The sequence below is a fragment of the Collinsella sp. BM28 genome (assembly GCF_054551995.1).
The window spans coordinates 1,960,708-1,983,155 of record NZ_JBTOLJ010000001.1 but is presented as its reverse complement, the minus strand read 5'-3'; the positions used below and the strand labels follow the sequence as shown (position 1 = coordinate 1,983,155).

The following is a 22,448-nucleotide window of genomic DNA, read 5'->3' as shown; positions in this document are numbered from 1 at the left end:
TAAACGATGAGCAGGGCATCTGAGATTGCTTTAACTTCGTTGGCAGTGGGGCTTGGAGCTGTTGTTGGATTCATTGTTGTGACGCGGCCCGAGTCCATCGAACGAATGAAAAATGGTGTGACCGATATCTTCTCAACTTCGAAAAAGAAGGTAGACGAGATGTCGGAAGAAGTTGCTCTGCGAACAGCACGGTTGACCAAGAATCCTCAAGTCAATCAGGACTGGGTGGAAAGACAGTGGGAGTCAATAGGTTATTAGGTACCTAACAATAAGTAGGTGTGAAATACTCGGGAAGACACCTCAATGCTTTTGATCCACCCAATGCTAAGCATTAGCCTCAGGCTTTGAATAACACCTCCTTCATGTGGGTTGATGAGAGAGATATAAACATAGGGGTCGCGAACACAATTCGCGACCCCTACTTCGTTTCATGTGAAACACATCACCCGTGGATTGATGGTCTCCCCTGGGTGGTGCCTCCTGTTCGCCCCATAGGAAGCGCTCTTGGACAGTTCTCCCGGCTGGACCCTTGAGTAACTACCTGGACGACGTCTCCTTGGCAGTGTCCCCTACTGAACGCGGAAGCGGCGCTGCTTGAGCTGGCCGCACGCGGCATCGATATCGCTGCCGCGAGAATTTCGAATAGTCGTCTCGACGCCGTGCATGGTTAAGCGGCGCTGCAGCGTTTCGACCTTCTCGATGGGAGAAGGACGGAACGGACTGTCGGGAATGTTGTTGAGCTGAATGAGATTGACGTGGCAGAGCGTCCCGGCGCAGAAGTCGATCAAAGCCTGCATCTCGGGATTGGTGTCGTTGATGCCGTCGATCATGGCAAACTCGTACGTTGGGCGGCGGCCGGTCTTCTCAACATAGAGCTGGATGGCCTCGTGGAGCCGGGGAAGCGTGTACTTCTTCACGCCAGGCATGAGCTGGTTGCGTGTTCCCTGGACGGCCGAGTGCAGAGAAATCGCAAGCGTAAACTGTTCGGGAAGCTCAGCGAATCTGCGAATGCCGGGGATAACGCCACAGGTGGAGACGGTGAGATGGCGCGCTCCGATGGCGAGTCCATCGGGATCGTTGAGCGCTCGCAACGCGTCGATCGTAGCGTCGAAGTTAGCGAAGGGCTCACCTTGACCCATGAAGACAACGCTCGTAACGCGCTCGCCGAAGTCACGGGAGACATGGAGCACCTGATCGACCATTTCTTGAGCCGTCAAAGAACGGGAAAGGCCGGCAAGGCCGGTCGCACAAAAGGCGCATCCCATGGCGCAGCCCGCCTGAGAAGAAATGCAGACGGCCAGCTTGTTTCGATTAGGCATGCCAACGGTCTCGACGGAGACGCCATCGGCAAATTGCAGGAGGTACTTGCGAGAGCCATCCTTGGAGACCTGTTTAACAAGCTCAACCGGTACATTGAAGGAAAAGCGCTCTGATAGCTTCTCACGCATTGCCACAGGGAGATTGGTCATCTCATCAAACGAACATACGTTCTTCTCGTGAATCCATTCGTTCAATTGCTTGGCGCGAAAAGCAGGTTGACCGAGTTCTTTGACCAAATTCTGCAGTTCCTCTAAATCGAGGAGACGTATATCGCGTGCACGATCGGTGCGTTCCATTTGTCGCCTTTCGGGTGGTGAGATGCTCGTGCGTCTCAAGGGCATATATACCTATACAATAGGGTATTGTTGGGCATTTGCGATGCAGATGCGCAGCTATTGCGTGAAATGGACACCGCTCCCTCGCCATAACGGGCTTTGAGGGGGATTCGAGCCTGAAAGGTGACATCATGAGCGACAAGACGCGCCAGGACATGAAGATTGCAGTCCTTGCGGGAGGAATCTCGGATGAGCGCGAGATTTCCCTCGCTTCGGGTGCTCATGTCGTACAGGGGCTCGAGGAGGCGGGTTATGGAGCGGTGGAGCTGGTTGATCCCGCCGACCCGTCGTTTCTTAACACCATGTCCACGGGGTCGTTCGATGTGGCGTTTATCGCCCTCCATGGCCGCGGTGGCGAGGATGGCATGACCCAGCACGTGCTGGAATTCATGGGCATCCCTTATACGGCTTCGTCTCCCCTTGCGAGCGGCATCGCCATGGACAAGGACCTTTCCAAGCTGCTCTATCGCCGCGCCGGCCTGCCCGTCGCGCCGAGTGTGACGTTCGGCCGCGCCGATATGCCTTCGATAGAGGAGATCATCGAGGTTGTGGGGCCTCAGAGCTTCGTAAAGCCGGTGGTGAACGGCTCGAGCTACGGTATTTCCCTGGTGAAGGACCCCTCGGAGCTCGCCGCTGCTATTGAGTTCGCATTCGAGCACGGTGAGAAGGTCATGGTGGAGCGTCGGGTCTTTGGTACCGAGTGTTCAGTTGCCGCCGTTGGCGATGGCGACACCCTTCGCGCTCTGCCCGTGGTGGAGATCCTCATGCCCAAGCAGTCGGAGTTTTACGACCTCGAGGTGAAGTACGCCGACCCCGCCGAAATCCATCGGATTCCAGCCCAGCTGCCTGAGGATGTCTACGCACAGGTGCAGGATATCGCCTGTCGCGCGCATGAGGCGTTGGGTCTGTACGGTATCTCGCGTACAGACGTAATTGTCACGGAGGAAGGCCCCGTCATCCTCGAGACTAACAACATTCCCGGCATGACGCCTGAGTCTCTCGTGCCTGATGAGGCACGCCACGCCGGTATCGCGTTTAGCGATCTGTGTGTCGAACTGGTCGATCTGGCCCTCGAGCGAGCCGGTCGATGAGCGCCTCCGCCGCGGCATCACCGCTCGCGATGGCTGCGGCGGTGCTTCCGGGCACTCCGCAGCAGGTTATTGACGCATACGCAACGCTCGCCGCCCGTGCCGAGACGCGTTCGTTTGGCCTGATAGAAGATGACGTGGTGGTGCTCGATACCGAGACCACGGGGCTATCCCATCGTGAGAACGAGCTGATTGAGATCGCCGCCGCCCGTTTGCGCGGTCGCGAGATCGTCGATCGCTTTGATACGTTCGTCAAGCCCTCGGGGCTTATACCGGCCGAGATTACGGAGCTTACGAGTATCACGAATGCCGATGTTGCTCACGCCCCTTCCGCCGAAGGGGCGGTTGCCGCTCTTGCGGAGTTCGTGGGTGGCGCGCCGGTGATTGCCCATAACGCAGCCTTCGACCGAGGGTTCATAGAGGCCGTGAGTGGCGGCTCGGAAGTGTCGGACATCTGGATTGATTCTCTCGCCCTCTCGCGCATTGCATTGCCGCGTTTGAGTTCACATAAGCTCGCGTCCATGGCCGAGCTGTTTGGGTGTGCGAGCGTGTCTCATCGTGCGAATGCCGATGTCGAGGCGCTGTGCGGTGTCTGGCGCATCCTGCTTTGCGGGCTTGATGACCTGCCGCTCGGCCTCATGCGCCGTTTGGCGGATATGCACCCCGATGTACCGTGGAGCTACCGGCCGATCTTTAGCTTCTTGGCCGGCAGCCATCCCGAAGCAGTGTTTTCGCTGGTAAGTGCCAGACATGACATTTTGGCCGCCGACTCTTCGTCTGCGGCGGGATTTGGTGCGCGTATCGATGCCGATGAGCTTCCGGGACTCAATATGCCCTCGCGCGAAGAGGTCGAAGCGTGCTTTGAGCCAGACGGTCTCGTCAACCGCATGTACCCTGGTTACGAACCGCGCGTGGAGCAAATGCAGATGGCAGCCGAGGTACGTGATGCCCTGGCGACTTCTTCGCATCGCGTGATCGAAGCTGGTACCGGTGTGGGCAAGTCAATCGCCTATCTCGTGCCCTTCGCTCAGGCGGCAAAACGCAACAACATCACGGTTGGCATCGCCACGAAGTCGAATAATCTGGCGGATCAGCTGATGTATCACGAGCTGCCCCGTCTGGCCCGTGAAATCGAGGGCGGTCTGACGTATTGTGCCCTCAAGGGCTATGACCACTACCCATGCCTGCGAAAACTTGAGCGCTTGGCGCGCGCCAGCGAGGTCCACACCACGCGCGACCCGGCAGACACGCTCACCGCCATCGCCGTTATCTACGCCTACGCCTGCCAATCGCCCGCTGGCGATCTCGATGGGTTGGGCATTCGCTGGAGGAGTGTGCGAAAGGCAGATCTCACCACCTCCTCTCGCGAATGCGCTCGGCGGCTGTGCCCCTTTTACCCCGACAAATGTATGGTCCACGGATCTCGCCGGCGCGCCGCCCGCGCGGATGTGGTGGTAACCAACCATTCGCTGCTCTTCCGCAATGTCGCGGCGGACGGAAAGATCCTGCCGCCTATTCGTCATTGGGTGGTTGACGAGGCCCATTCGATCGAAGGTGAGGCTCGCAGGCAGTGGGCGGTCACGGTCTCTGCGGACGAGAGCCGATCGATTTTTGAGCGGTTGGGCGGTGCGCGCACCGGTTCGCTGGGGAGGATCACCCGAGACCTCGCAGCTTCTGACGCCGCCACGTTGTTCATGGGTTTGACCGCCAAGGCGACCTCGAGCACGCAACGTGCATCCCTGGCCATGGCCGATCTTTTCGATGCCGTGCGCGATCTCGCGCGATCTGCCCGCTCGGATAGCGGATACGATACCGCCAACATGTGGATTGGCCGCGAGGTGCGGGAAAGTGCCGCATGGGGTGTGTTCGCCGAGGTCGCGAATACGGCCATCGACGCACTCGATGAGGCATCAAAGAACCTCGCCTCACTCGTTGAGACTGTGGCGGAGGAAAAGCCGGAGCTTGTCGCAGACGTCGCAGATGGGCAACGCCGTCTCAAGGAGCTGAACGACGGACTCAAGCTGGTGGTGGAAGGCACCAACGACCGTTATGTCTACTCGTGCCAGGTCAACCGCCGCATCAAGGCGGGTGGGGAGAGCCTAAGCGCCGAGCGCCTTGATATTGGTGAGGCTCTTGCTGAAAATTGGCTGCCCGAGATGCACACGGCGATATTCGCCTCGGCGACCATGACAGTTTCGGGCAGTTTTGATCATTTCACCCATGCCGTGGGGTTGGATCGCTTGGGACGCGAGTCCTTCCAGACTCTACACCTCGATTCGAGCTACGATTTCGAGCGAAATATGGCAGTGGTGGTTGCGGGCGATATCCCCGATCCGCGTAATCGGGCGGCATACCTCGATGCTTTGGAAAACCTGCTGGTAGACGTACATATGGCAATGGGGGGCTCAACGCTCACTCTCTTTACGAATAGGCGTGACATGGAGGAGTTGTTCGACCGCGTGTCTCCCCGCCTGTCAAAGGAGGGCCTCGCTCTCGATTGCCAGAAGAAGAACACGTCCGCCAAGATCCTGCGTGATCGATTCCTCTCCGACGAGACGAGTTCCCTGTTTGCCCTTAAGGCGTTTTGGGAGGGTTTTGACGCCGCCGGCGACACCCTGCGCTGCGTGGTGATTCCCAAGTTGCCGTTCTCGAGCCCGACGGACCCGCTCTCGTGCGAACGCGGTGTGCGTGAGGATCGCGCATGGGCCCGCTACTCGCTGCCCGAGGCGGTGTTGGAGGTCAAGCAGGCCGCTGGTAGACTGATTCGCACGTCGACCGACGCCGGCGTTTTGGTGTTGGCGGATTCGCGTTTGGTGACCAAGGGGTATGGCAAGAAGTTCCTCTCGTCTCTGCCCGCCGCGTACCAGCGTATCGAAAGCCCACAGGTAGGTCGCTATCTTGAGCTTTGGCGTGCCAGCCACCGGTAGTTTGGTCGCCGCGCCCCGTGTCTATCGTGCGTAGGTGATGAGAGCAGCTCTGAGCTCATCCGGCGCCTCGATGATGAGCTCTCCACCGGCAGCGAGCACCTGGTCGAAGAGCCATGGCGTTGAGGTATAACTCACGTTCGCCTCGACCGTGCCATCGTCGTTGCGCTTCGCGCTATCGCGGTCGATACCCGCCCATGTGGACGCGTCGAACGCCTCTTGGGTGCTCCATCGCATCTTGGCGGTGTCTCCATGCTTTTGCAGGCTTTCCGCGGCGGAGAGGCGGACAAAGGGATGGTCGATTACGGAATCCTCGGTCAACTCGACTGAATCGATGCGATCGAGTCGGTAGCTGCGCTGCCCACCCTTCACGACATTCCACGCCACGAGGTATGCGGCATCACCCGCGACCTCGATGTACCCGGGGTCGATGATTCGCTCGCACGGGGCATCTTCGGATATGGCGCGATACTTCATGCGCAGGCGCACCCCATAGGCGATTGCCTCGGCGACGGCGGGATAGAATCCGCCGAAGAGGGCATCGCCGGAGAGGAGGCGCTTGCCTGTGGCTTCATGCGTGATGGGGGCGAGTGCCGTCGCGATTCGCTCCCGCACGCGGTTGTCGAGGTTGCAGCGTTCAAGCGCTTGGTTGAGCGCAAGTGCCTCGGGAGCGGTGAGGCGAACGGGTTCTATTGCTCCGGCGTTGCCCATGAGGGAGACGCGATCTTCGTCCCGCACGATGGCGATGCGCGCACCCGTGCGTTCATCGGCGATTGACTGGAGCAGTTCAAAAACGCGCTCGAACTGGGATGAACTGATACCGAACTTGCGGCAAAAATCCGTGATGCGTATATGGCCTCCTGTCGATGCGGTGAGGGAAGTGAGAAGAATTAAGCACAGATTCGTAATCTCGTCCCTACCCAGGGGCTTATCATTGCTGTTCATGCGCCATTACCGCCTTTTGTTTTATAAGGTTCACGCAGTCGACGAGCACCTTGGGTCCACGAACGGAAAGGCCGATATGAGCGTGCTCGAGGGCAAATCGCGCTGCGGCATCAACGTCCCGTACGTCGACGGACCATTGCGTCGACCCGTCCTCCTCATCGCGTGTCTCTCCCCTGCCTTTGGTGATGAGTTCGATCTCGTGAGCGCCCACGCCGGGCGAAAAGGAGAATTCCGCCAAGACGGGGTTGCATGCGGAGAAGTCAAAGGGGAGGAATTGAGAGCCGGTGATGTCGAACTCGGAGGGAATCACGTAGGGCCTGCTCGATTCCGGTGAGCTTTTTGCGGAGACAACGCGGTCGGTTCTAAAAGTGCGCAGCCCGTCTGCCCCATGGTCGCGTCCGACAAGATATACGTAGCTCCCCCGTTCAAAAGATCCGTAGAGGTCGACGGTGTGGATGTTCTCGTTTCCGCGTGCGTCGCGATAGGTAAACGACGCCGGCCTTCTGCGCGAAAAAGCGTTCCACAAGTTGGTGAGATCGCGCTTGATGTTCAGCGGCTGCGTGCTGGAGCCCTCCGGGGAGATGCCCGCGGTTTCACACAGTTTGGTGCGGGCCATTTGGAGGGGCCAACGCGCTGGATCGTCGGCGTGAAGTGCAAATATCTGGTCGATTGCCGCAACTGCCTCCTCCGCATCGTACGGCGAGAGCGCGGCAGTGTCGGCATGCGTGGAAGTTCGGTCGATCTCCCAGCTCCGCTGCTCGTTTTTGGCGTTGTGGGAGTCGGACGCCTCTCGAATATGGACGCCGAGAGAGGCCAAAGATTCGCGATCGCGGGCAAACGCCTTGATGCGCGATTCGCGAGATGGACTGGTGTAGCCGATCTCGGGGTCGTTGATGATGTGCTCAGTGGTGAGGGGTTCTTGTGCCACGCTGAGGGAGAACATGAGGTTGAGCATGCGCCGCGCGATGTCTTCGGACTTCGTCCACGCACGCGGTTTCACCTCGTCATGTGCGGCATTCGAAGTTCCGTTCTGCATGCGCACCCTCCCGTTTCCCACTTGGTCAACACCTGCTCGTTGGTTACCTCATTCTAGTGTAAGGAGGTGGGGTGTTCTGCTCATGTTCGCCGTGTGTTAATGGGGAATTGCGACTGCAGGAACCATATTGAGGGGTTGAAATTCTGCAGGTAAAGCATAAGTAAGGGTATACTTGCGACTATACATGCGCATCGTGAATTCGATGCGTTTGCACATAAGCGAGTTCGATGTGGAGCCCACATGGCGAATACGAAACAATACCTGAGCCACCTACTGCAGAACACGGGTATCACTCCGGCGTGTAGTGAAGAGGAGCGCGAGGCGGCCAACGTCATCGCGAAGATCTTTGCCGATCACGGATTCACGCCCGAGATGCAAGAGTTCAGCGCGAGTGGCATGACCAAGGTTGCCCAGGCCATCTTGGGTATCGTCGCTTTCGTCGGTGCCGTGCTTTGCGGCATTGGAGGGGCCCTTGGCGTGGTCGGCCTGCTTTTGGCCCTCGCCGCCGCCGTTGTCTACGTGCTCGAGCGCACGGGTCGCCCCGTGATCTCCGGTTTGGGCTCTGGTGGTTTGAGCCAGAATGTCATCGCCTACCATCGTGCTTCCGGCCCGCTCGCCTCGCCCCGCAACCGCCCTGTCGTGGTGGTCGCCCATTACGATTCGCCGCGTGAGGACCTGCTTGCCCGTGAGCCGTTCGCGGCGTACAAGCCCCTCATCGTCAAGTTGCTGCCCTTTGCGATGGTCGCGCCCGCGGTTCTCGCGTTCATTCGCCTGTTCCCCGTTCCGGGTGCCGCCAAAGCGGTGCTTTGGGTTCTCGCCATTCTTGCTGCTTTGGTTCCGCTGGCGAACGGCGTTGCGATTATTGCCAATCGTTTCGTGTTGCCGTATACCACGGGCGCCGTGTCGAACAAGTCTTCCGTTGCCGCGATGCTCGGCGTGATGGATGCCGTTTCGCCGTACGAGCTTGGTGAGGAATTCCCGCATGATACGCCGGCGGACGAGTATTTCGCCGAGCAGCAGCGCATCCTCGAAGACGCGATCGCCGCGGCAGAGGCGGCTGCTGCCGCTGAGGCGGAGGCTGCCATGGCTTACCCCCACGAGGTTGAGGGGCAAGACGAGCAGAATGGCGAGGCGGACGAGGTTACCGAGACCGCCGAGGTTGGTAAGGTTGTCGAGCAGGTTCCCGAGGTGCCTGTGGTGCTCGAGCCCGTCGACGTGCTCGGCGCGACGGCTACCGATCTTCCTGCTGTTGATCTTGGGTCGACGGTGACCATGAATGTCGAGAACGATGTCGCTCCCGCGGAGGATGAGGTCGAGGAGCAGCTCGACGCCGATGCCACGGTCGCCACCATGCCCGCTATTGATAGCGCGCCTGTTGTCGAAGAGGACCTGGAGAGCGAGGAAGAAGATCTCGGTGCCGGGACGCAGTCCGAGCTTGATTTGGATGCCGCCGCCCCCGAGCCCAAGCTTCCCTTCTACTTGAACAGCGCGGGCAACGTTCGTTTTGGCGCTGACGTGATTCGCGGTTTGGGTATGCTTCCCGAGAGCTGCGTCGTGCTGTACGAACCGGGTGATGAGCCCGAGCCCGAGACCCCAACCGCGTTTGAGGTTGAGCATGAGGAGGAGGCTCCCGCCGCCGTCGCGTATGACGCATACGACACCTACGACGAGGATGTTGAGCTCGAGCAGGATTATTCCGAAGAGGACACTAACGATGAGAGCGAGCTCGCCGAGGCCTACGATGAGGCTGAGGATGAGGACGGATTTGAAGAAGCGTTCGCCCCTCAGGAAGAGGTCGAGGAAGAAGACGACTTCGACGTCGTGATGGAAGCTGAGTATGAGGTCATCGAGGACGAGGCTGAGGACGAAGCTGCTGAGGAGACGGCCATGGCGGCGAGCGACGAGACTCCTTCTGAGGATGGGAACGCCGCCGTTGACGCTGCTGCAGAGGAGGCCCCTGCGGGGCAGCCCGTTGAGGAAGAGCATCACGTGGAGGAGGATCACGAGGATCAGGACGCAGCTGGCGCTACTGAGGTGTTCGCGATGCCCTCTGCCACGCCTCGCGGAGAAGCCGACATGTCCGGCACGATTGCCATGCCCGTCCAGCCCTCCGTCCAGCCTGTGGAGACGGTTGACTCCCTCATGGCCCAGATAGACTCTGCGGTGCCGGCACGCCCCAAGCGCACCATCAACGTGCCGAGCACGGCGGACGCCCCTGTGCCCCGGGTACCCCAGACGGCGAACCGCGCCTCCTTGTTCGATTTACCTGATCCTTCCGCCGCCCCGGCCGATCCGTTTGGCGTTCAGGGTGTCCCAAATGTTCCGAACCAAAGCGGGACCGCTGATGTCGCCTCCGAGGCCCGCAGTGCCTTTACGGTCATCAGTTCTCCCGAGCCCGTTGCAGCTCCTGAGCAGTCGTTTGAGACCATCAGCGCCCCGGCGCCCGCTCAAGAGAAGCCGCACCGTGGAATCGGCCGCCTCTTTGGACGCAAGAGGAAGAACGATGACAGCATGAGTGAGTGGCTTGGTGTCGATGGCTCGTTTGATGCCAAGTCCACGGGGAACGACATCGGTTCCTGGGACAACTTCGACGACGGATGGAAGGGCGGCGCCGCTGGCTACGACGGCGCAACCGAGGAGGAGCTGCGCGAGGCCGTTGCCGACATGGGCGATGACGAGCTTTTGGGACACGACATCTGGTTCGTGGCCACGGGCGCATCCGAAAACGGCAACGCCGGCATCCGCGCCTTCCTCGATGCCCATCGTGACAAGCTTCGCGGTGTGTTCCTCATCAACCTCGAGAGCGTGGGTGCGGGTCAGCTCGCCATGCTCGCCACCGAAGGTGAGCAACGCGTCTTCAAGGGTGACAAGCGCATCATGAAGTTGGTCCAGCAGGTGAGCAGCGACTTCCATCGCGAGTGTGCGACGGTCGACATGCCGTACGTGACAACCGATGCCCATGTCGCCATGGGTATGAGCTTGCGCTCCCTGACCATCGGTGGTGTTGAGGGCACCGGCTTCGCCCTCGCCCATACGGAGGAGGATCAGCCGTACAACGTGGATACGGACAACGTTGCCTTCGTGTCCGATGTGGTCACCGAGGTCATCCGCCGCTCGTAAAAGCGGTACACATGCTATAGGGGAGAGACCGTGTTCAGGTACATCAAGGAACATTGGGTTCAGTATTTGATCGGGGCGACCATCGCCGTCTTGCTCGGGTTGGGCTTGTCGTACTATCTGGGAGAGAAATGGTCTACACCTGATAGCGTGCGCGCTCAGCGAGCTGAGGAGAATCAGGCTGTAACCCAGGAGGACGAGGAGCTAACCGAGTGGGTCTCTAGCTAACCGAGTAGGCCTCTGGCGCCCGCCCTTGTCGTTTGCCCCCGGCCCTAGCGATATGCCTGAACTGCCTCCCATTTCTTGGACACAAGAAATGGGAGGCCCTTTTATGGCTGGAAATGCTTTGTACGAAGTGGTCGCGATCGTGCTTGCAGTTGGACAAAGATCACGATGGTTCTTGTGCACTCTCCTTCATGGGGTGACGGGCAGGTCACCAAGCTGAGTACACGGCGAGCCCGTTCGATAAGTTCCTCCTTGTTTTCGGCGCAGCATGAGGCGTCTTTGGAAAGGGAGCGCAAAAAGGAGCGCAGACCACTGTTGCTGGCGAATCGGAACTGCTGGATGTCTGGGTATAAGGCATCGACGTTGATTGCCATGAGAGGCTTAAACGTTGCATCTCCATGCTCGGGGGTTGACCAATGCGCGTCTCCGATGAGTGAAAAGGTCTGCTGTTCATAGGCGTGCGAAAGCGGCGTGAACATCGAGTCTGGCGCATCCACGGTGTGTCCATAGATGAGGATATGGGAAGCTTCCGTAGTGCAACGGGGGTCGATATAGGGACAGCCCAAGGTGCTTGCCCTCCCCCAGAAATCGTGTTTCAAATACCATCCGCCAGCATGCTCTCCCCGTTCTGATGTAACGGGGTAGCTGATGCTCGTGCCCTCAACCGTTAGCCATCCGACTACATCGGGGTTCTCCTTCCTCAGAGAGGGCCAGTCGATGCCCTCTTTTGCCGCGTTGTTTGGGGAATCGCCAATCACCTCGACCTCAAGCGTGCTATATCGAGATAGTGAGCGTGACGTGCCGGCGGCCATGATGCCCGCCGTCGCGGCGAGCAGCGTTGCAGTGAGCATCATGGCGCGCTTGAAGAGCGGTCGAATACGTCGTCCTCCAACGCTCATGATCGCCGTTTGAGATAAGGGCGCTGCGGCCGAACACGTGCTCTCCTGCCGCAGGCGAGGCCCACACCGCCGGCGGCTAGTGCCCCGGCAAGCAGGAAGGCCGCCGGTGATGCCCACCCCGTTTGGGCGAGCGGGCCCTTGGGTTCATTGCCCGGCGTTTGGGTTACGTAGTCTTCGTCATGGTCTTCGAGTCCGGTACCGCCTCCGTTGCGATACAAATCCACGTGGGCTGAATTAGACAAATCGGTGCCGGCGAGATATTCGCCGGTCGCGCGCATGTGAATGACTGCGGGGGACAACGACTGTTCCGCTGGATTATCCCCCTCGCTCTTTGAGCTTTGCGCGCGCTCGATACGGTCTAGATCATCGTGCGGATCTTTAAGGTCATCACGCTTCCAAGAATCGCGCCGTGACGTAAACGACTGCTCCACTCGACCATACTCAAGGCGAATACCCGTGATGTATTCCCCCTCACCTAGGCCAAGGTCCTTTGCGAACAACATGTGGGCTTCGTCTGCCGGCAGGTCTTGTGTCCACAGGGCCCAGCCCGCATAAGAGACCGCGCGACCATCATCGCCTAGATGCACCGTGGCGGGGTCGGTGAGCCAGGGGTTGTCGTGCCCATCGTCACGCGTCGCGTTTGCACCACTTTCATCCATATGGTCATCATCGATGTTGTTCGTGGTGTACCACACGTTGAGCTTGCCGTCGAAGTCCTCGCGCGCAACCGGCGTCGTGATTCCCTCGAATATCGCCAGCCCCTCGCGCACGGCATCCAGGTCATCGGTGACGGTGAACTCGTCGACCCAGGTGGAGCTTGTGTTTCTAAAGTCGATGCTGTAGTCGAATCGGCCTTCGGGGGAGACCGTGACGTTCGCTTGATTAAGACCGTCTCCGTTTTCGACGGTATCGGGTGCCGTTGGGTCGGCGATTTCCTGACGCTTGTCGATTTCCCCTTGAACGGTAACGGGCTCGTCGTACATGGTGACGGTCTGCACCGCCCCCGTTTCCTCAACGGTGAACGCGACACTCTTGGCCTTGTCGTACCCGCGTGGGGTCATATCCTCAACGAGCGTGTAGGTACCCGGTGCGAGTCGATCGATACGATGGGCCTCACTTCCGCTCGTCCACTGCTCAACGACTTCACCCTTATTGTTGAGGATGCTCAACTTGGCTCCTTCCACCTCCTCTTCGTTGGTGATATCCCTTTTGGAGATCTCGACTTTTGTGTAGTCGTTTTCTACGGTCACGGTGTGGGTTTGCTTACCCTCAATCTGGCCATGTGCGTCGACTGAGAAGAAGATAGGAAGGTATGGGCCAATAAAACCAGGGGGAGCCCCCGTTTCTCGCAGGCCATACGCCCCCTCCTCCAGGTGCTTTACGGTCAGAGTTCCGCTCGCATCCGTGGAGGCGTCGAACGTTGTGGCGCTGCCGGTAAGAAGGATGGGGAGATCTGTCCACGTCCCCGAATCGAACATGGCGTATGAGGCGGTGGTTCCCAAGGTTGCGGTGTGCGCCTCACCTCCATCGACGGTTAGCTCGTAACGCCCGGCAGAAAGATCGCTTGCTGTGTAAGCGTTGTCTTCTTTCCGATACGTGAGCTCAACCGGCTTGCACGCATCTCCCGCATGCGCGAGTGTCGCGCTCGTACCGAACACCCCTTGTGTGATGGAAAGAACATATCTCTGGTTTTCGACGATGTCGAGTTCCTTGAGGTCGATGTCGAGTTGCTTGCCATCGCGAATAACGGAAAGCGCGTATAAGCCGGGCTCGAGGTTGGTTTGGGATGTTGTGAGTTCGAGGGGAGAGCTTCCCTCACGCTGGAGGGAGACGGATATGGCGTCTGGCTTGACGAGCTCGATGACGGCGTAGGGAACGCGCTGCTGGGCGCAGACGTTTGATCCCTCGGGAGCACGCACCGCGATCGCGCCGCCCTCGTTCGGAGAGACGGAGATCTCGTCTCGTCTATCCCACAAGGAGAAGGACGCACCTTCCAAAGGAGCACCGTTGTCCGTAATGTTCTTATCGACTTCAAGATGCGTGGGTTCATTGGCCGCTTCGACATCCGCATACACGAGGTTCGTGGAGCTGTCTTGGTATGTGAGGGTGAATTCGAGCGGCGTCGCGTCAAGAACGTGCCCATCTGGAGCCTTCGTTTCAACGAAGGCATAGCGCGCGCCGCCCATCCCTAAGGGCAGTTCTCTGGACTGTGCCCAGCCGCCTTCCTGCGTCACCACGTGATCGACGATCTGTCCGGCGGTTGCCTGAATGGTTCCATCGGGGCTGATAACGTCATCGAGGGCCACCACATCGAACTCGGCGCCTGCAAGGCCATAGGCTGCATCATATTTGCTCTGGGATGATATTTTCCCTGTTTGAAGCGATTTGCTGGGCTCCTGAAACTCGGTAAGGTGTGGACAATCATCCTTTTCAGAGCAGGTCTTGTGGATGGATGCGACTCCCCGTGCCTGCTCGTCCGCCACACGGACAACAGTCACCGGGCCGGTTTCATGCTCGTCTGAAATGACGACCTTGACATCCTTGTTTGGAAGAAGATATGGCTCCCGCGCCGCCACCTCGCGAAGATAATACGTTCCCGACCTGAGTGCCTCGGGAAACGTGACGGTTCCCGTCTCGTCGGTTTCGAATATGGAGACTTCACTGTGGTTGGGATACCAAACCTCTTGGGTAATAGGCTTGAGATCTTTGTCCAAGAGTTGGAAGGAGAAGCCGGCGAGCGGTACGGTTTGCCCGCTTTCGGCATCGGCCTTGACCACCTGGATGCGCGAGGTGATGAGGTCGTTATCGACGATGTAATGTAGGCTCGCCCCGTCTGCCATGGCGTCCACGCCGATGGTCCAATCGGGACAGGGACGATAGCCCTCAGGTGTGGTGGAAGGATCTTCGCGGACCGTATAGCCCTTGGCATCATAAGGGAGCGCGCCGGATATGCCCTCCACGCGTTTTCCCTCGCCCATCCAGGGTTTCTGCGGGTCATCCGTCTTGTCGGCGGCAATCGCCTCCCGATTCACCGTCTCGGCGCGATCGGTGGACGCTTTGCCGTTCTCGTCGGTGATGAGGGAGCCAACGGTTTTGCCGGTTGTGTTCGAGATGATCTCGAATCGGATGCCCGGCCCGGCATGTTGCAGCCCCGATCCCTCGGCCCCGGTGTCACGGTATTTGACGATGTCGATGTCGAACGCGATGACATGCTCGATGAAATCATCGGGCTCAAGGGTGATGACCTCGGCATCTCCCAGCTGATCGGCGCCGACCGTGTAGGTATGGGCGTTTGGATCAAGCTTGTATCCCGCAGGTGCCTTGGTCTCGGTGACGACGATGTTTCCGAGCGGCACCGCGTCGAACACGACTGACCCCTCTTTGTTTGTGGTTCCCGTTGCGCTCCAGCCGGATGTGGAGGTTGATGTCACGCGAAACTCAGCACCCTCGAGCGATGCTCCCACCTGCGCTTTCCCGCCCGTGGCGGAATCCTTTTTGGCGATGATGAGCCGTACGGTCCCCGCCTTGTCGGAGAGGGGGACCGAGCCCTCGGAATCACCGGTGGAGAATTCGATGCGCTGCTTGTTGAGGCTGAACCCTGCCGGCGCTTTGACCTCTATGGCGTAGTATGAGGTGTTGGGCGTGAGCTCGCAGGAGGCGTGCCCATGCTCGTCCGTTGTTATTGAGGTGACTTTTGCCCCATCGGACGCTCGATAGATGTCGTAAACGGCGCCTTTGAGGAAGTACGTCCCGTTTCCCTTGGTGATTTCGACATCCGCCGACGTCTTGGTAAACCGTACTGTTACCTTGGGGTTGTAGCGCAGGTGGATCTCTCCCATCTGCTGCGTTCCCCACATCTCGCCTTCGAGGAACGCGTCGGCGTTTGCACCGCCGCTCGTGTTGGAGTGGATGACGATGGAATACGTGCCGTCCTGCTGGAGAGTTCCCACATAGTCATAGGTTCCGTCGTAGGGGACGGCGTAATGAATGCCCGAGATGCAGCGCCCATAGGCGATCTGCGTCGACCCATCGGGAAGATGGATCGTTGCCTTGCATTGGGCCACGGCACCTTCATAGTATGCCTGCTGTTTGTTCGTAATGACGATGTCCGCCTTGCCGGTGATCGTGCTGGGTGCCGCATATGCGGTAGGTGTAGCCTTGCCGCCCTCCATCGTTCCCGCCAGCATGCCCAGCGCGACAACGGCGGCCACGGCGAGCGCGGCGAGTAGCTTGGGAGCGGGACGTCGCGGTTTTGCACGCGGCCCTCTCGATGCGATGAAGTGATCGTGTCGCCGGCGCGCGGCGAGGTGTGTCCGAAAGCGTTTCACCGTTCCTCCCGTTCTCCCGTGTTGTATGGGGAGGAAAGCGTAGGGGACGCTTTTGTCCCTTTTTCCCGCATGATGCCCGGATTGTCTGGCCTGGGCACCGGTAACATCTGACAGCACGCAAAAATTCAAGCTAGGAGGTAATACACTGCCAAAGGAGCGAAGGCAACGGGGACAACCGCCCTCGGAATCATCGGATAATCTCCCCATATCCGCACGGCCCGTCACCCTTCGGCCAAGGTTTCGACCAGCCGGTGAACGCACATGCGGATACCCGAGAAACAAGTAGGCTAATAGCTGGCATTTCGCCGGTCTCGGCTATACTTTGAAGCGTTGTAGACACAAGACCGAGAGGTACTACCATGGATAACGCTTCCGAGAAGACCCCGCTCGTCGGAATCATCATGGGTTCCAAATCCGATATGCCCGTCATGGAGGGCTGCACGGCCGAGCTCGACGCCCTCGGCGTGCCCTACGAGCTCGTCATTGCGAGCGCCCACCGCAATCCCGCGAAGGTCCACGAGTGGGCGGAGACCGCTGCCGACCGCGGCATCAAGGTCATCGTCGCCGCGGCTGGCAAGGCGGCCCACCTGGGTGGTGTCGTGGCGGCATTCACCCCGTTGCCGGTGATTGGCGTCCCCGTGAAGACAAGCGACCTGGGCGGACTCGACTCCCTGCTTTCCATGGTTCAGATGCCTTCCGGCGTGCCGGTTGCCTGCGTGGCCATCAATGGCGCCAAGAACGCCGCAATTTACGCCACGCAGATTCTCGGCGCCACCATGCCCGAGTACCGTGATGCGATCGCGCGGCTCAAGCGCGATATGGCCGAAGCGTAGCCCGGTATGGCAACCGGAGGAAGGCACTTTAAGCCCAGTGGTGCCGCGCCCCAGCCGAATACGACCTCAATGGGAGGCGCCGCCGCCTCTCAGAACCGGGGGTCTCATGCCGCCTCACCGCCTCGCCAGATGTCGCACGTCACCGCGCCGCAGAACCGGGCGACGTACAATGCCGCGCCCTCAAGCGGGGCGCGGGTGTCCCAGCCTATTCGGCCGCCCCGCGTAGCTCAGGCTTCTCCTTATGCGCGCCCCCAAGGCTCGACGGGCACGCGCGGCGGTAGGCCCGGGTCGACGTCGAGCGCGCCACGACCCCGCCGTGGTCGCAATATCGCGTCGTACGTGCTCATCGCCATAGGGGTCGTGCTATTACTCGTGGCCGGCGGTCTGTTCGTTCATGCGCAGATTGGTTACAAGCAGGCGGCGGATTTCTACGATGGCCTTACCAAAGAGGCGGTCACGCTCTCCGATGAGGGCGGTGATGGTGTGCCGGTCATCGACTTCGATGCGCTCAAAAAGGTGAACGAGGACGTGGTGGGCTGGATCTACATCCCCGGCACGAACATCAACTACGTCGTCGTCCAAGGCAAAACCAATGACACCTATCTGCGTACGCTGATTTCGGGCGACTATAACGCCAACGGCACCGTCTTCCTCGATTCCGAAGGAACCGCGCCGGGTCTTGTTGACCAGCAGACGACGCTGTACGGTCACCACATGAACGACGGCTCGATGTTCACGCAGGTGTACGATTCGCTTGATCAGGAGAAGTTCGACTCGATAGAGAAGGTCTACTACATCACGCCCGAGAAGACCTACGAGCTGAAGCCCCTGTTTACGATGCGTGTTGATGACGACTACGTCGAAGCGCGGCAGACGTCGTTCGAGGGTGATGGTGGTCTGGCGCAGTACCTCTCTGATTCCATTAAGCACGCCGAGGCGAAGGCGACGGACGCCGACACGGAGTTGAGCAACGCAACCAAGGTGCTCACGCTGGTGACCTGCGACGATGCTTTCTTGGCGCAGACCAAGCGCGCCGCAATGGTGTGCACGCTCATCGCCGAGTACGACACCGTCCAGCCCTAAGCGCAAAACTACCTGCGCTCCAAAAAGACATCCCCGCTCCAAAGGGGGTACGTTCCCAAACGCCAAACCGCCCGGCGTGCCATTTGGGGACGTACCCCTTTTGGCACGCCGGGACCCTGTTGCGGGTGGAGTGCCACGAATCGGGCGTTTTTGTAACGAGTTTTGAGGCGTGCCGAGTAGAGGGACATTTTTGGCATCATCGCCGCAGATAAAATCTTTTATCATTGTCCCTCTACTCGGGGTGTTCGGAAACTCGTTACAAAATCGGCCGATTCGTGGCTTTAAGAAGTTGAGGAATGGCCTCGGGACGCGTCCGAGGGTCTGCGATAAATCCCACACTTTTTGATTGAGGTACTCGTTTCTGGAGGCTGTTAATATGGAATACTGACAATAATCACTAGAAAAGTATACAAAGTGTAGTTGTTTCTACTATAATTTGTCAGTATGAAGTTCAGAGACTACATAGAAAGAAATCAAGTCTTCACCGTTGAGCAGCTTATGTCGGAGTCTGGTATGTCTGCCGCATCGGTGAGGACAACTTTGGATCGCGCGATAAAGCATGGAAGCATCGAGAGAATTCGACGCGGCGCATACGTTTCAAAGATTGGGGATTATTCTGGCGCGGGCGTGAGTGCGCTGGATGTCCTTGCGGCGATCGATCTAGATGCAGTCATTTCTTTTCACTCTGCCCTTGAGGTCCACGGCGTTGCTCATAATGTATCAAGCATGTGTCAGTTTAGGTCGAGAACAATAAAGACCAAGTTCTCCTATGGCGGTGTTTTGTATATACCATACGCTTGCGACAGATCGATTCGCTATCAGTTGATAGGAGCGGTTGGCGCTAATGGGGCCGGAGTTACCACGCGCGAGCAAACGCTAGTCGATTGTTTGCGCTATACAGATAGGGCGGGTGGCGTAGAGGAGGCGCTGCGATCCCTTTCGCTTTTTCCCTACCTTGATGTTGATGAGCTGCTTGCTCTTGTGGAGCAAGGGTCAGCCTCGCTTGCTGCGAGGGTTGGCTGGTTGTTAGAGCAAAAGCAGCGCGATTGGCGTGTGCTAGATGAGCAGCTCGACCGACTAGAGACCATGGTGACGGGCGGACCATACAGGTTGGACAAAAGACAAACGCGAAGCCCGGGTTGGTCAAAACGCTGGAACCTGTGTTTGCCTGCGGATCAAGAGGAGCTGCGCTCATGGGTCCTATAGATATTGAAAGCTTCCGACCGGAAACGCTCGACAAGGTCAACCGCCTTTTGGAGCTGCTGGCAGAAATGGGTCGCCACCCAGATTTAAAGGGCAAGCTTGCGATGCATGGTGGTACAGCGATCAACCTGTTCATGTTTGGTCTTCCGCGTTTGTCGGTTGATATAGACATGTCGTACGTGGGGAGTCTTTCACGGGCGGAAATGATGAGAGAGCGTCCAGGGATCGAGCGCGGCATACAGAAAGTTGCAAGCTATTTAGGATATAGAGTTGACGCTCGCGAAGGCGGACATGCGGGACGGACATTTGTATTGAGGTATAGGGGAAACTGGGGAAATGATCATGTAAAGATCGATTGCATTTACATGAATAGGTCGCCCCTGATTCCGCTCCGAGTGAGGCAGTCTCCGCTGCGCCCCGATTTGGATGTTTTGATGTTTGACGATTATGAATTGGCAGGGGACAAGGTCAAGGCGTATTTTGACAGGGTCAAAATACGCGATTTGTACGACATCGGAAATCTGGCGGAGCACTGTAACGGCGTAGAGGCGCCAGACGAGCTGCTTCACAAGGTGCTGCTGTACTATGCTTCGCTGTCCGCTCATTTTCCAAACAGCTTTATTGGCAGGTCACTTCGTTTTGAAAAATGTGAAAAGGAGGTCGAAGAGCAGCTCGTCCCCATGTTGCGCCAGCTTGAAAAAGCCCCGACTCTCGATAGTCTTATGCAAAAGGCGGAGAGGTTTGTCGAGAGTTTCGTCCTTCCCAAAAACGATTTAGAAAAAGAATACCTGGAGCGATTGTCCCAAGGGGACTACTGCCCAGAGCTTCTTTTTGGAGATGGTGAAGTTGCGCAGCGCGCCGCGCAGAGTCCTGAGGCACAATGGAAACTGCTCAATCTAAAGAAGATGGGTGGTTGATGTGCTGGCGGCGCGATGTCCGCGCTTGCCATGCGAGTCGTCTCAGGTGTTCCAACAAGGGCCATCTGGCAGAAAGCGAGTTTACCCATGGCAGATATGCCCTCTATCGACGCGTGGTTGCGCGAGGCCAAAGCGGACCCGTCGTTCCGCGCGTGCGGCATGTACCTTGTCCACAACGGCACCGTGCGTGAGACCCCCAAAGCCGAAGCACGCGGAATCGAAACCGATGGCGTCCAGCCTGGCGACAAAGTCACCGGCATGCACTTTTCCTACGACGAGAACAAGGTCGCCGCTGCGGTAGAGGAGGCGCGCACCCTGCCCGGCATTGGGTACGTGCGCGTATGGCTCAACTCCGGTGAGCTTGCGGTGGGCGACGACATCATGCTCGTGCTCATCGGCGGCGACATCCGCCCGCGTGTGATCGACGGCCTGCAGCATCTCGTGGCAACCATCAAAAACGAGTGCGTCAACGAGATTGAACATGGGGAGGGGCGGGCGCAGTGACGCTCGATTGCGTTCTGCCCGGAAGTTCAATGGATGTGGATCGTATATATCCCCGAAGTGGCTAAAAACTACCGTTTTGTATCGCTCGTCCCGCCAACGACACCTCGGCCAAAGGACCGAGATTGGAAAAACGCCTGTTCACGTGGGTGTAGTGTTTCCACGAATCGTTTTCGCGACATGATGCACCCCGGTTAGGGGCGCGTTTAGGGTGAAATGGGCAGCATGGCGCCGCGCTTATGGATACAAATCGGTATTTTTTAGCCAGTTTTGGCGCGCCTGCAGATATGAGGTGTCTCGGGTCATTCTCCTTCGCCAAGGCTCGCGTGCCAAGGGGCTCGCCCCCCCCTTTTTGGCATGTTGCGGCTGATCCTACGCCTCCGTCTTGGGCGAATCCACGCGGCTCGAGGTCTTGGGGTGGATCGTCATGCTCTGGAAGCGATGCTCCATGTACGCGTTGTCGAAGTGCTCGGCGTAGAACTCCTCGACGGGCGAGCTCGGCGCGATGCCGCTCTCACGGCAGAACCAACAATCGAGCGCCTGCAGCGTCATGACGCCGTTCGTCAACATGAGCGCGGCCACTACCGTGGTGAGTGAATAGCGCATCTTCCAGGGGATCAGGTTGATGAGCTTGAGAAGCCTGGGCAGGCACAGCTTGATCCAGAATAGGCCGAGCGTGCCCCACATGAGCATGAACGGCGTAGACGTGCGCCCGGCGAATAGGATCGCCATCGGATCGGACACGCCGGGCAGCAGCTCATAGGAGTAGCTCCATGCGATGGCGCCGAACGACGTCTGCATCCACCAACTCGCAGCAGCCTCGAACACGCCGCCGATAACGGCACTCACTAGGAAGATAATGACGAAGCTCTTCTTGTAAAACCGGTTGAGCGCGATGGTGAGCAGCACGGCGCCAAAGCCGTAGATGGGACTGAACGGCCCGAACAGAAGGCCGGCTCGATCCTGGTAGACGCCCGGTTCGACGTACACCATATGGAAGATGACCTCGATGATGAGACCGAGCACGCAGCACACCATGAAGACCCAGAACAGGTTGAAGAAGTTCAGCTTAATGTAACCCTCACCTGTAAGATCGCGGCCGAGCATGCCGCCTGCCGCGGCAACGCGGTCTTCCAGGTCGCGCAAGTGGCGCTGGAGTTCGCGTTCCTCGCGCAAGGTGGGGTCGATGGTGGTCGACAGACCGGTGAGGATGGCGAGCTGGATGGCGGGGCGGATGAGGTGCACGCCGATGCCCTGGAGCATGACGTCGATGAGGATTTGCCCCACGGTCATGACGATGAGCGCGTATGCCCAGCGTCCGGCGTCGCGGCGGTAGCTTTTGAGAAGCGTCCAGCCAAAGATGATGAGCGCGACGGAGGAGATGAAGGTCAGCACCGATCCGATGGCCGTCATGGTGAAGGTGAGCGTGAGGTCGGAGCCAATCAGCGCGCTTTCCTGTCCAATGGCGAGTCGGTACAGGATGATTCCGAAGTACGCGCCCATAAGCGGGAGCGCGATGATGCCGTCGAGTGCGCAAAGCGCCCCGTACACGCGGATGATGAGCGGGATGGTCTTGCGCTGCTCGGCGGTGAGGTTGTTGGGATCGAGGTCGTTACCGGGCAGGTCGTAGTCGGGGTTGGATGCTGTACCGGCCGCGGCGCTCGTGCTGCTGGTCACGTGCTGCTCCTTGCGTG

Annotated in this window: 15 protein-coding genes; 9 read left to right on the top strand and 6 right to left on the bottom strand. The window is 58.8% G+C overall.

Features of this window, described 5'->3' with window-relative positions; translation table 11 throughout:
* The first annotated feature begins 6 nt into the window (after nucleotides 1-6).
* Nucleotides 7-258, top strand: a complete 252-nt coding sequence (locus ACX9NZ_RS08525; protein WP_294122184.1) for a hypothetical protein — start codon at nucleotides 7-9, stop codon at nucleotides 256-258.
* A 311-nt stretch (nucleotides 259-569) separates the two neighbouring features.
* On the opposite strand, the gene rlmN is transcribed toward ACX9NZ_RS08525, so the two are convergent.
* A complete protein-coding gene (gene rlmN, locus ACX9NZ_RS08520) occupies nucleotides 570-1,616 on the bottom strand; it encodes a dual-specificity RNA methyltransferase RlmN (protein WP_302742016.1) in 1,047 nt (348 codons plus the stop codon).
* Nucleotides 1,617-1,786: 170 nt separating this feature from the next.
* Between rlmN and ACX9NZ_RS08515 the strand changes: the two genes are divergently transcribed.
* A complete protein-coding gene (locus ACX9NZ_RS08515; protein WP_294122189.1) occupies nucleotides 1,787-2,746 on the top strand; it encodes a D-alanine--D-alanine ligase family protein in 960 nt (319 codons plus the stop codon).
* Complete coding sequence (locus tag ACX9NZ_RS08510; protein ID WP_407496173.1) at nucleotides 2,743-5,670, top strand: helicase C-terminal domain-containing protein; 2,928 nt, start codon at nucleotides 2,743-2,745, stop codon at nucleotides 5,668-5,670. Before ACX9NZ_RS08515 ends, ACX9NZ_RS08510 begins: the two co-directional genes overlap by 4 nt.
* A gap of 21 nt (nucleotides 5,671-5,691) precedes the next feature.
* On the opposite strand, the gene ACX9NZ_RS08505 is transcribed toward ACX9NZ_RS08510, so the two are convergent.
* Nucleotides 5,692-6,612: a helix-turn-helix transcriptional regulator gene (locus ACX9NZ_RS08505; protein ID WP_294122193.1), complete on the bottom strand. Its 921-nt coding sequence runs from the start codon at nucleotides 6,610-6,612 to the stop codon at nucleotides 5,692-5,694.
* Complete coding sequence (locus ACX9NZ_RS08500) at nucleotides 6,599-7,648, bottom strand: helix-turn-helix transcriptional regulator (RefSeq protein ID WP_407496176.1); 1,050 nt, start codon at nucleotides 7,646-7,648, stop codon at nucleotides 6,599-6,601. The genes ACX9NZ_RS08505 and ACX9NZ_RS08500 overlap by 14 nt, the downstream gene beginning before the upstream one ends.
* A 240-nt stretch (nucleotides 7,649-7,888) precedes the next feature.
* Here ACX9NZ_RS08500 and ACX9NZ_RS08495 point away from each other — a divergent pair, with 240 nt between their 5' ends.
* Nucleotides 7,889-10,768 carry a M28 family peptidase gene (locus tag ACX9NZ_RS08495; protein WP_407496178.1) on the top strand — a complete coding sequence of 960 codons (2,880 nt, stop codon included), beginning with the start codon at nucleotides 7,889-7,891 and terminating at the stop codon, nucleotides 10,766-10,768.
* 326 nt (nucleotides 10,769-11,094) lie between these two features.
* Here ACX9NZ_RS08495 and ACX9NZ_RS08490 read toward each other — a convergent pair whose 3' ends face one another.
* Entirely contained in the window at nucleotides 11,095-11,889 is a 795-nt protein-coding gene (locus tag ACX9NZ_RS08490) for a class B sortase (RefSeq protein ID WP_302742005.1), read from the bottom strand.
* Nucleotides 11,886-16,217, bottom strand: a complete 4,332-nt coding sequence (locus ACX9NZ_RS08485; protein ID WP_407496180.1) for a SpaA isopeptide-forming pilin-related protein — start codon at nucleotides 16,215-16,217, stop codon at nucleotides 11,886-11,888. Before ACX9NZ_RS08485 ends, ACX9NZ_RS08490 begins: the two co-directional genes overlap by 4 nt.
* A 359-nt stretch (nucleotides 16,218-16,576) precedes the next feature.
* On the opposite strand from ACX9NZ_RS08485, the gene purE reads away from it, so the two are divergent.
* The 5 genes from purE (at nucleotide 16,577) to ACX9NZ_RS08460 (ending at nucleotide 20,757) form a co-directional block, all read left to right on the top strand.
* The gene (gene purE, locus ACX9NZ_RS08480; protein WP_407496182.1) at nucleotides 16,577-17,050 is read left to right on the top strand and encodes a 5-(carboxyamino)imidazole ribonucleotide mutase; all 474 of its coding nucleotides are present in this window, start codon (nucleotides 16,577-16,579) and stop codon (nucleotides 17,048-17,050) included.
* A 339-nt stretch (nucleotides 17,051-17,389) separates the two neighbouring features.
* Nucleotides 17,390-18,133: a class B sortase gene (locus tag ACX9NZ_RS08475; RefSeq protein ID WP_294159906.1), complete on the top strand. Its 744-nt coding sequence runs from the start codon at nucleotides 17,390-17,392 to the stop codon at nucleotides 18,131-18,133.
* 444 nt (nucleotides 18,134-18,577) lie between these two features.
* The gene (locus ACX9NZ_RS08470) at nucleotides 18,578-19,339 is read left to right on the top strand and encodes a type IV toxin-antitoxin system AbiEi family antitoxin domain-containing protein (RefSeq protein ID WP_294159904.1); all 762 of its coding nucleotides are present in this window, start codon (nucleotides 18,578-18,580) and stop codon (nucleotides 19,337-19,339) included.
* A complete protein-coding gene (locus ACX9NZ_RS08465; RefSeq protein ID WP_407496185.1) occupies nucleotides 19,327-20,253 on the top strand; it encodes a nucleotidyl transferase AbiEii/AbiGii toxin family protein in 927 nt (308 codons plus the stop codon). The genes ACX9NZ_RS08470 and ACX9NZ_RS08465 overlap by 13 nt, the downstream gene beginning before the upstream one ends.
* 87 nt (nucleotides 20,254-20,340) lie before the next feature.
* The gene (locus tag ACX9NZ_RS08460) at nucleotides 20,341-20,757 is read left to right on the top strand and encodes a molybdenum cofactor biosynthesis protein MoaE (protein WP_407496187.1); all 417 of its coding nucleotides are present in this window, start codon (nucleotides 20,341-20,343) and stop codon (nucleotides 20,755-20,757) included.
* Nucleotides 20,758-21,126: 369 nt separating this feature from the next.
* On the opposite strand, the gene ACX9NZ_RS08455 is transcribed toward ACX9NZ_RS08460, so the two are convergent.
* Nucleotides 21,127-22,431, bottom strand: coding sequence for a putative ABC transporter permease (locus ACX9NZ_RS08455; RefSeq protein ID WP_407496189.1), 1,305 nt, complete (start codon nucleotides 22,429-22,431; stop codon nucleotides 21,127-21,129).
* Nucleotides 22,432-22,448: the final 17 nt, after the last annotated feature.

Coding starts and splice junctions, on each gene's coding strand:
- ACX9NZ_RS08525 (WP_294122184.1), top strand. CDS start 7: ATGAGCAGGGCATCTGAGATTGCTTTAACTTCGTTGGCAGTGGGGCTT.
- rlmN (WP_302742016.1), bottom strand. CDS start 1,616: ATGGAACGCACCGATCGTGCACGCGATATACGTCTCCTCGATTTAGAG.
- ACX9NZ_RS08515 (WP_294122189.1), top strand. CDS start 1,787: ATGAGCGACAAGACGCGCCAGGACATGAAGATTGCAGTCCTTGCGGGA.
- ACX9NZ_RS08510 (WP_407496173.1), top strand. CDS start 2,743: ATGAGCGCCTCCGCCGCGGCATCACCGCTCGCGATGGCTGCGGCGGTG.
- ACX9NZ_RS08505 (WP_294122193.1), bottom strand. CDS start 6,612: ATGAACAGCAATGATAAGCCCCTGGGTAGGGACGAGATTACGAATCTG.
- ACX9NZ_RS08500 (WP_407496176.1), bottom strand. CDS start 7,648: ATGCAGAACGGAACTTCGAATGCCGCACATGACGAGGTGAAACCGCGT.
- ACX9NZ_RS08495 (WP_407496178.1), top strand. CDS start 7,889: ATGGCGAATACGAAACAATACCTGAGCCACCTACTGCAGAACACGGGT.
- ACX9NZ_RS08490 (WP_302742005.1), bottom strand. CDS start 11,889: ATGAGCGTTGGAGGACGACGTATTCGACCGCTCTTCAAGCGCGCCATG.
- purE (WP_407496182.1), top strand. CDS start 16,577: ATGGATAACGCTTCCGAGAAGACCCCGCTCGTCGGAATCATCATGGGT.
- ACX9NZ_RS08470 (WP_294159904.1), top strand. CDS start 18,578: ATGAAGTTCAGAGACTACATAGAAAGAAATCAAGTCTTCACCGTTGAG.
- ACX9NZ_RS08465 (WP_407496185.1), top strand. CDS start 19,327: ATGGGTCCTATAGATATTGAAAGCTTCCGACCGGAAACGCTCGACAAG.
- ACX9NZ_RS08460 (WP_407496187.1), top strand. CDS start 20,341: ATGGCAGATATGCCCTCTATCGACGCGTGGTTGCGCGAGGCCAAAGCG.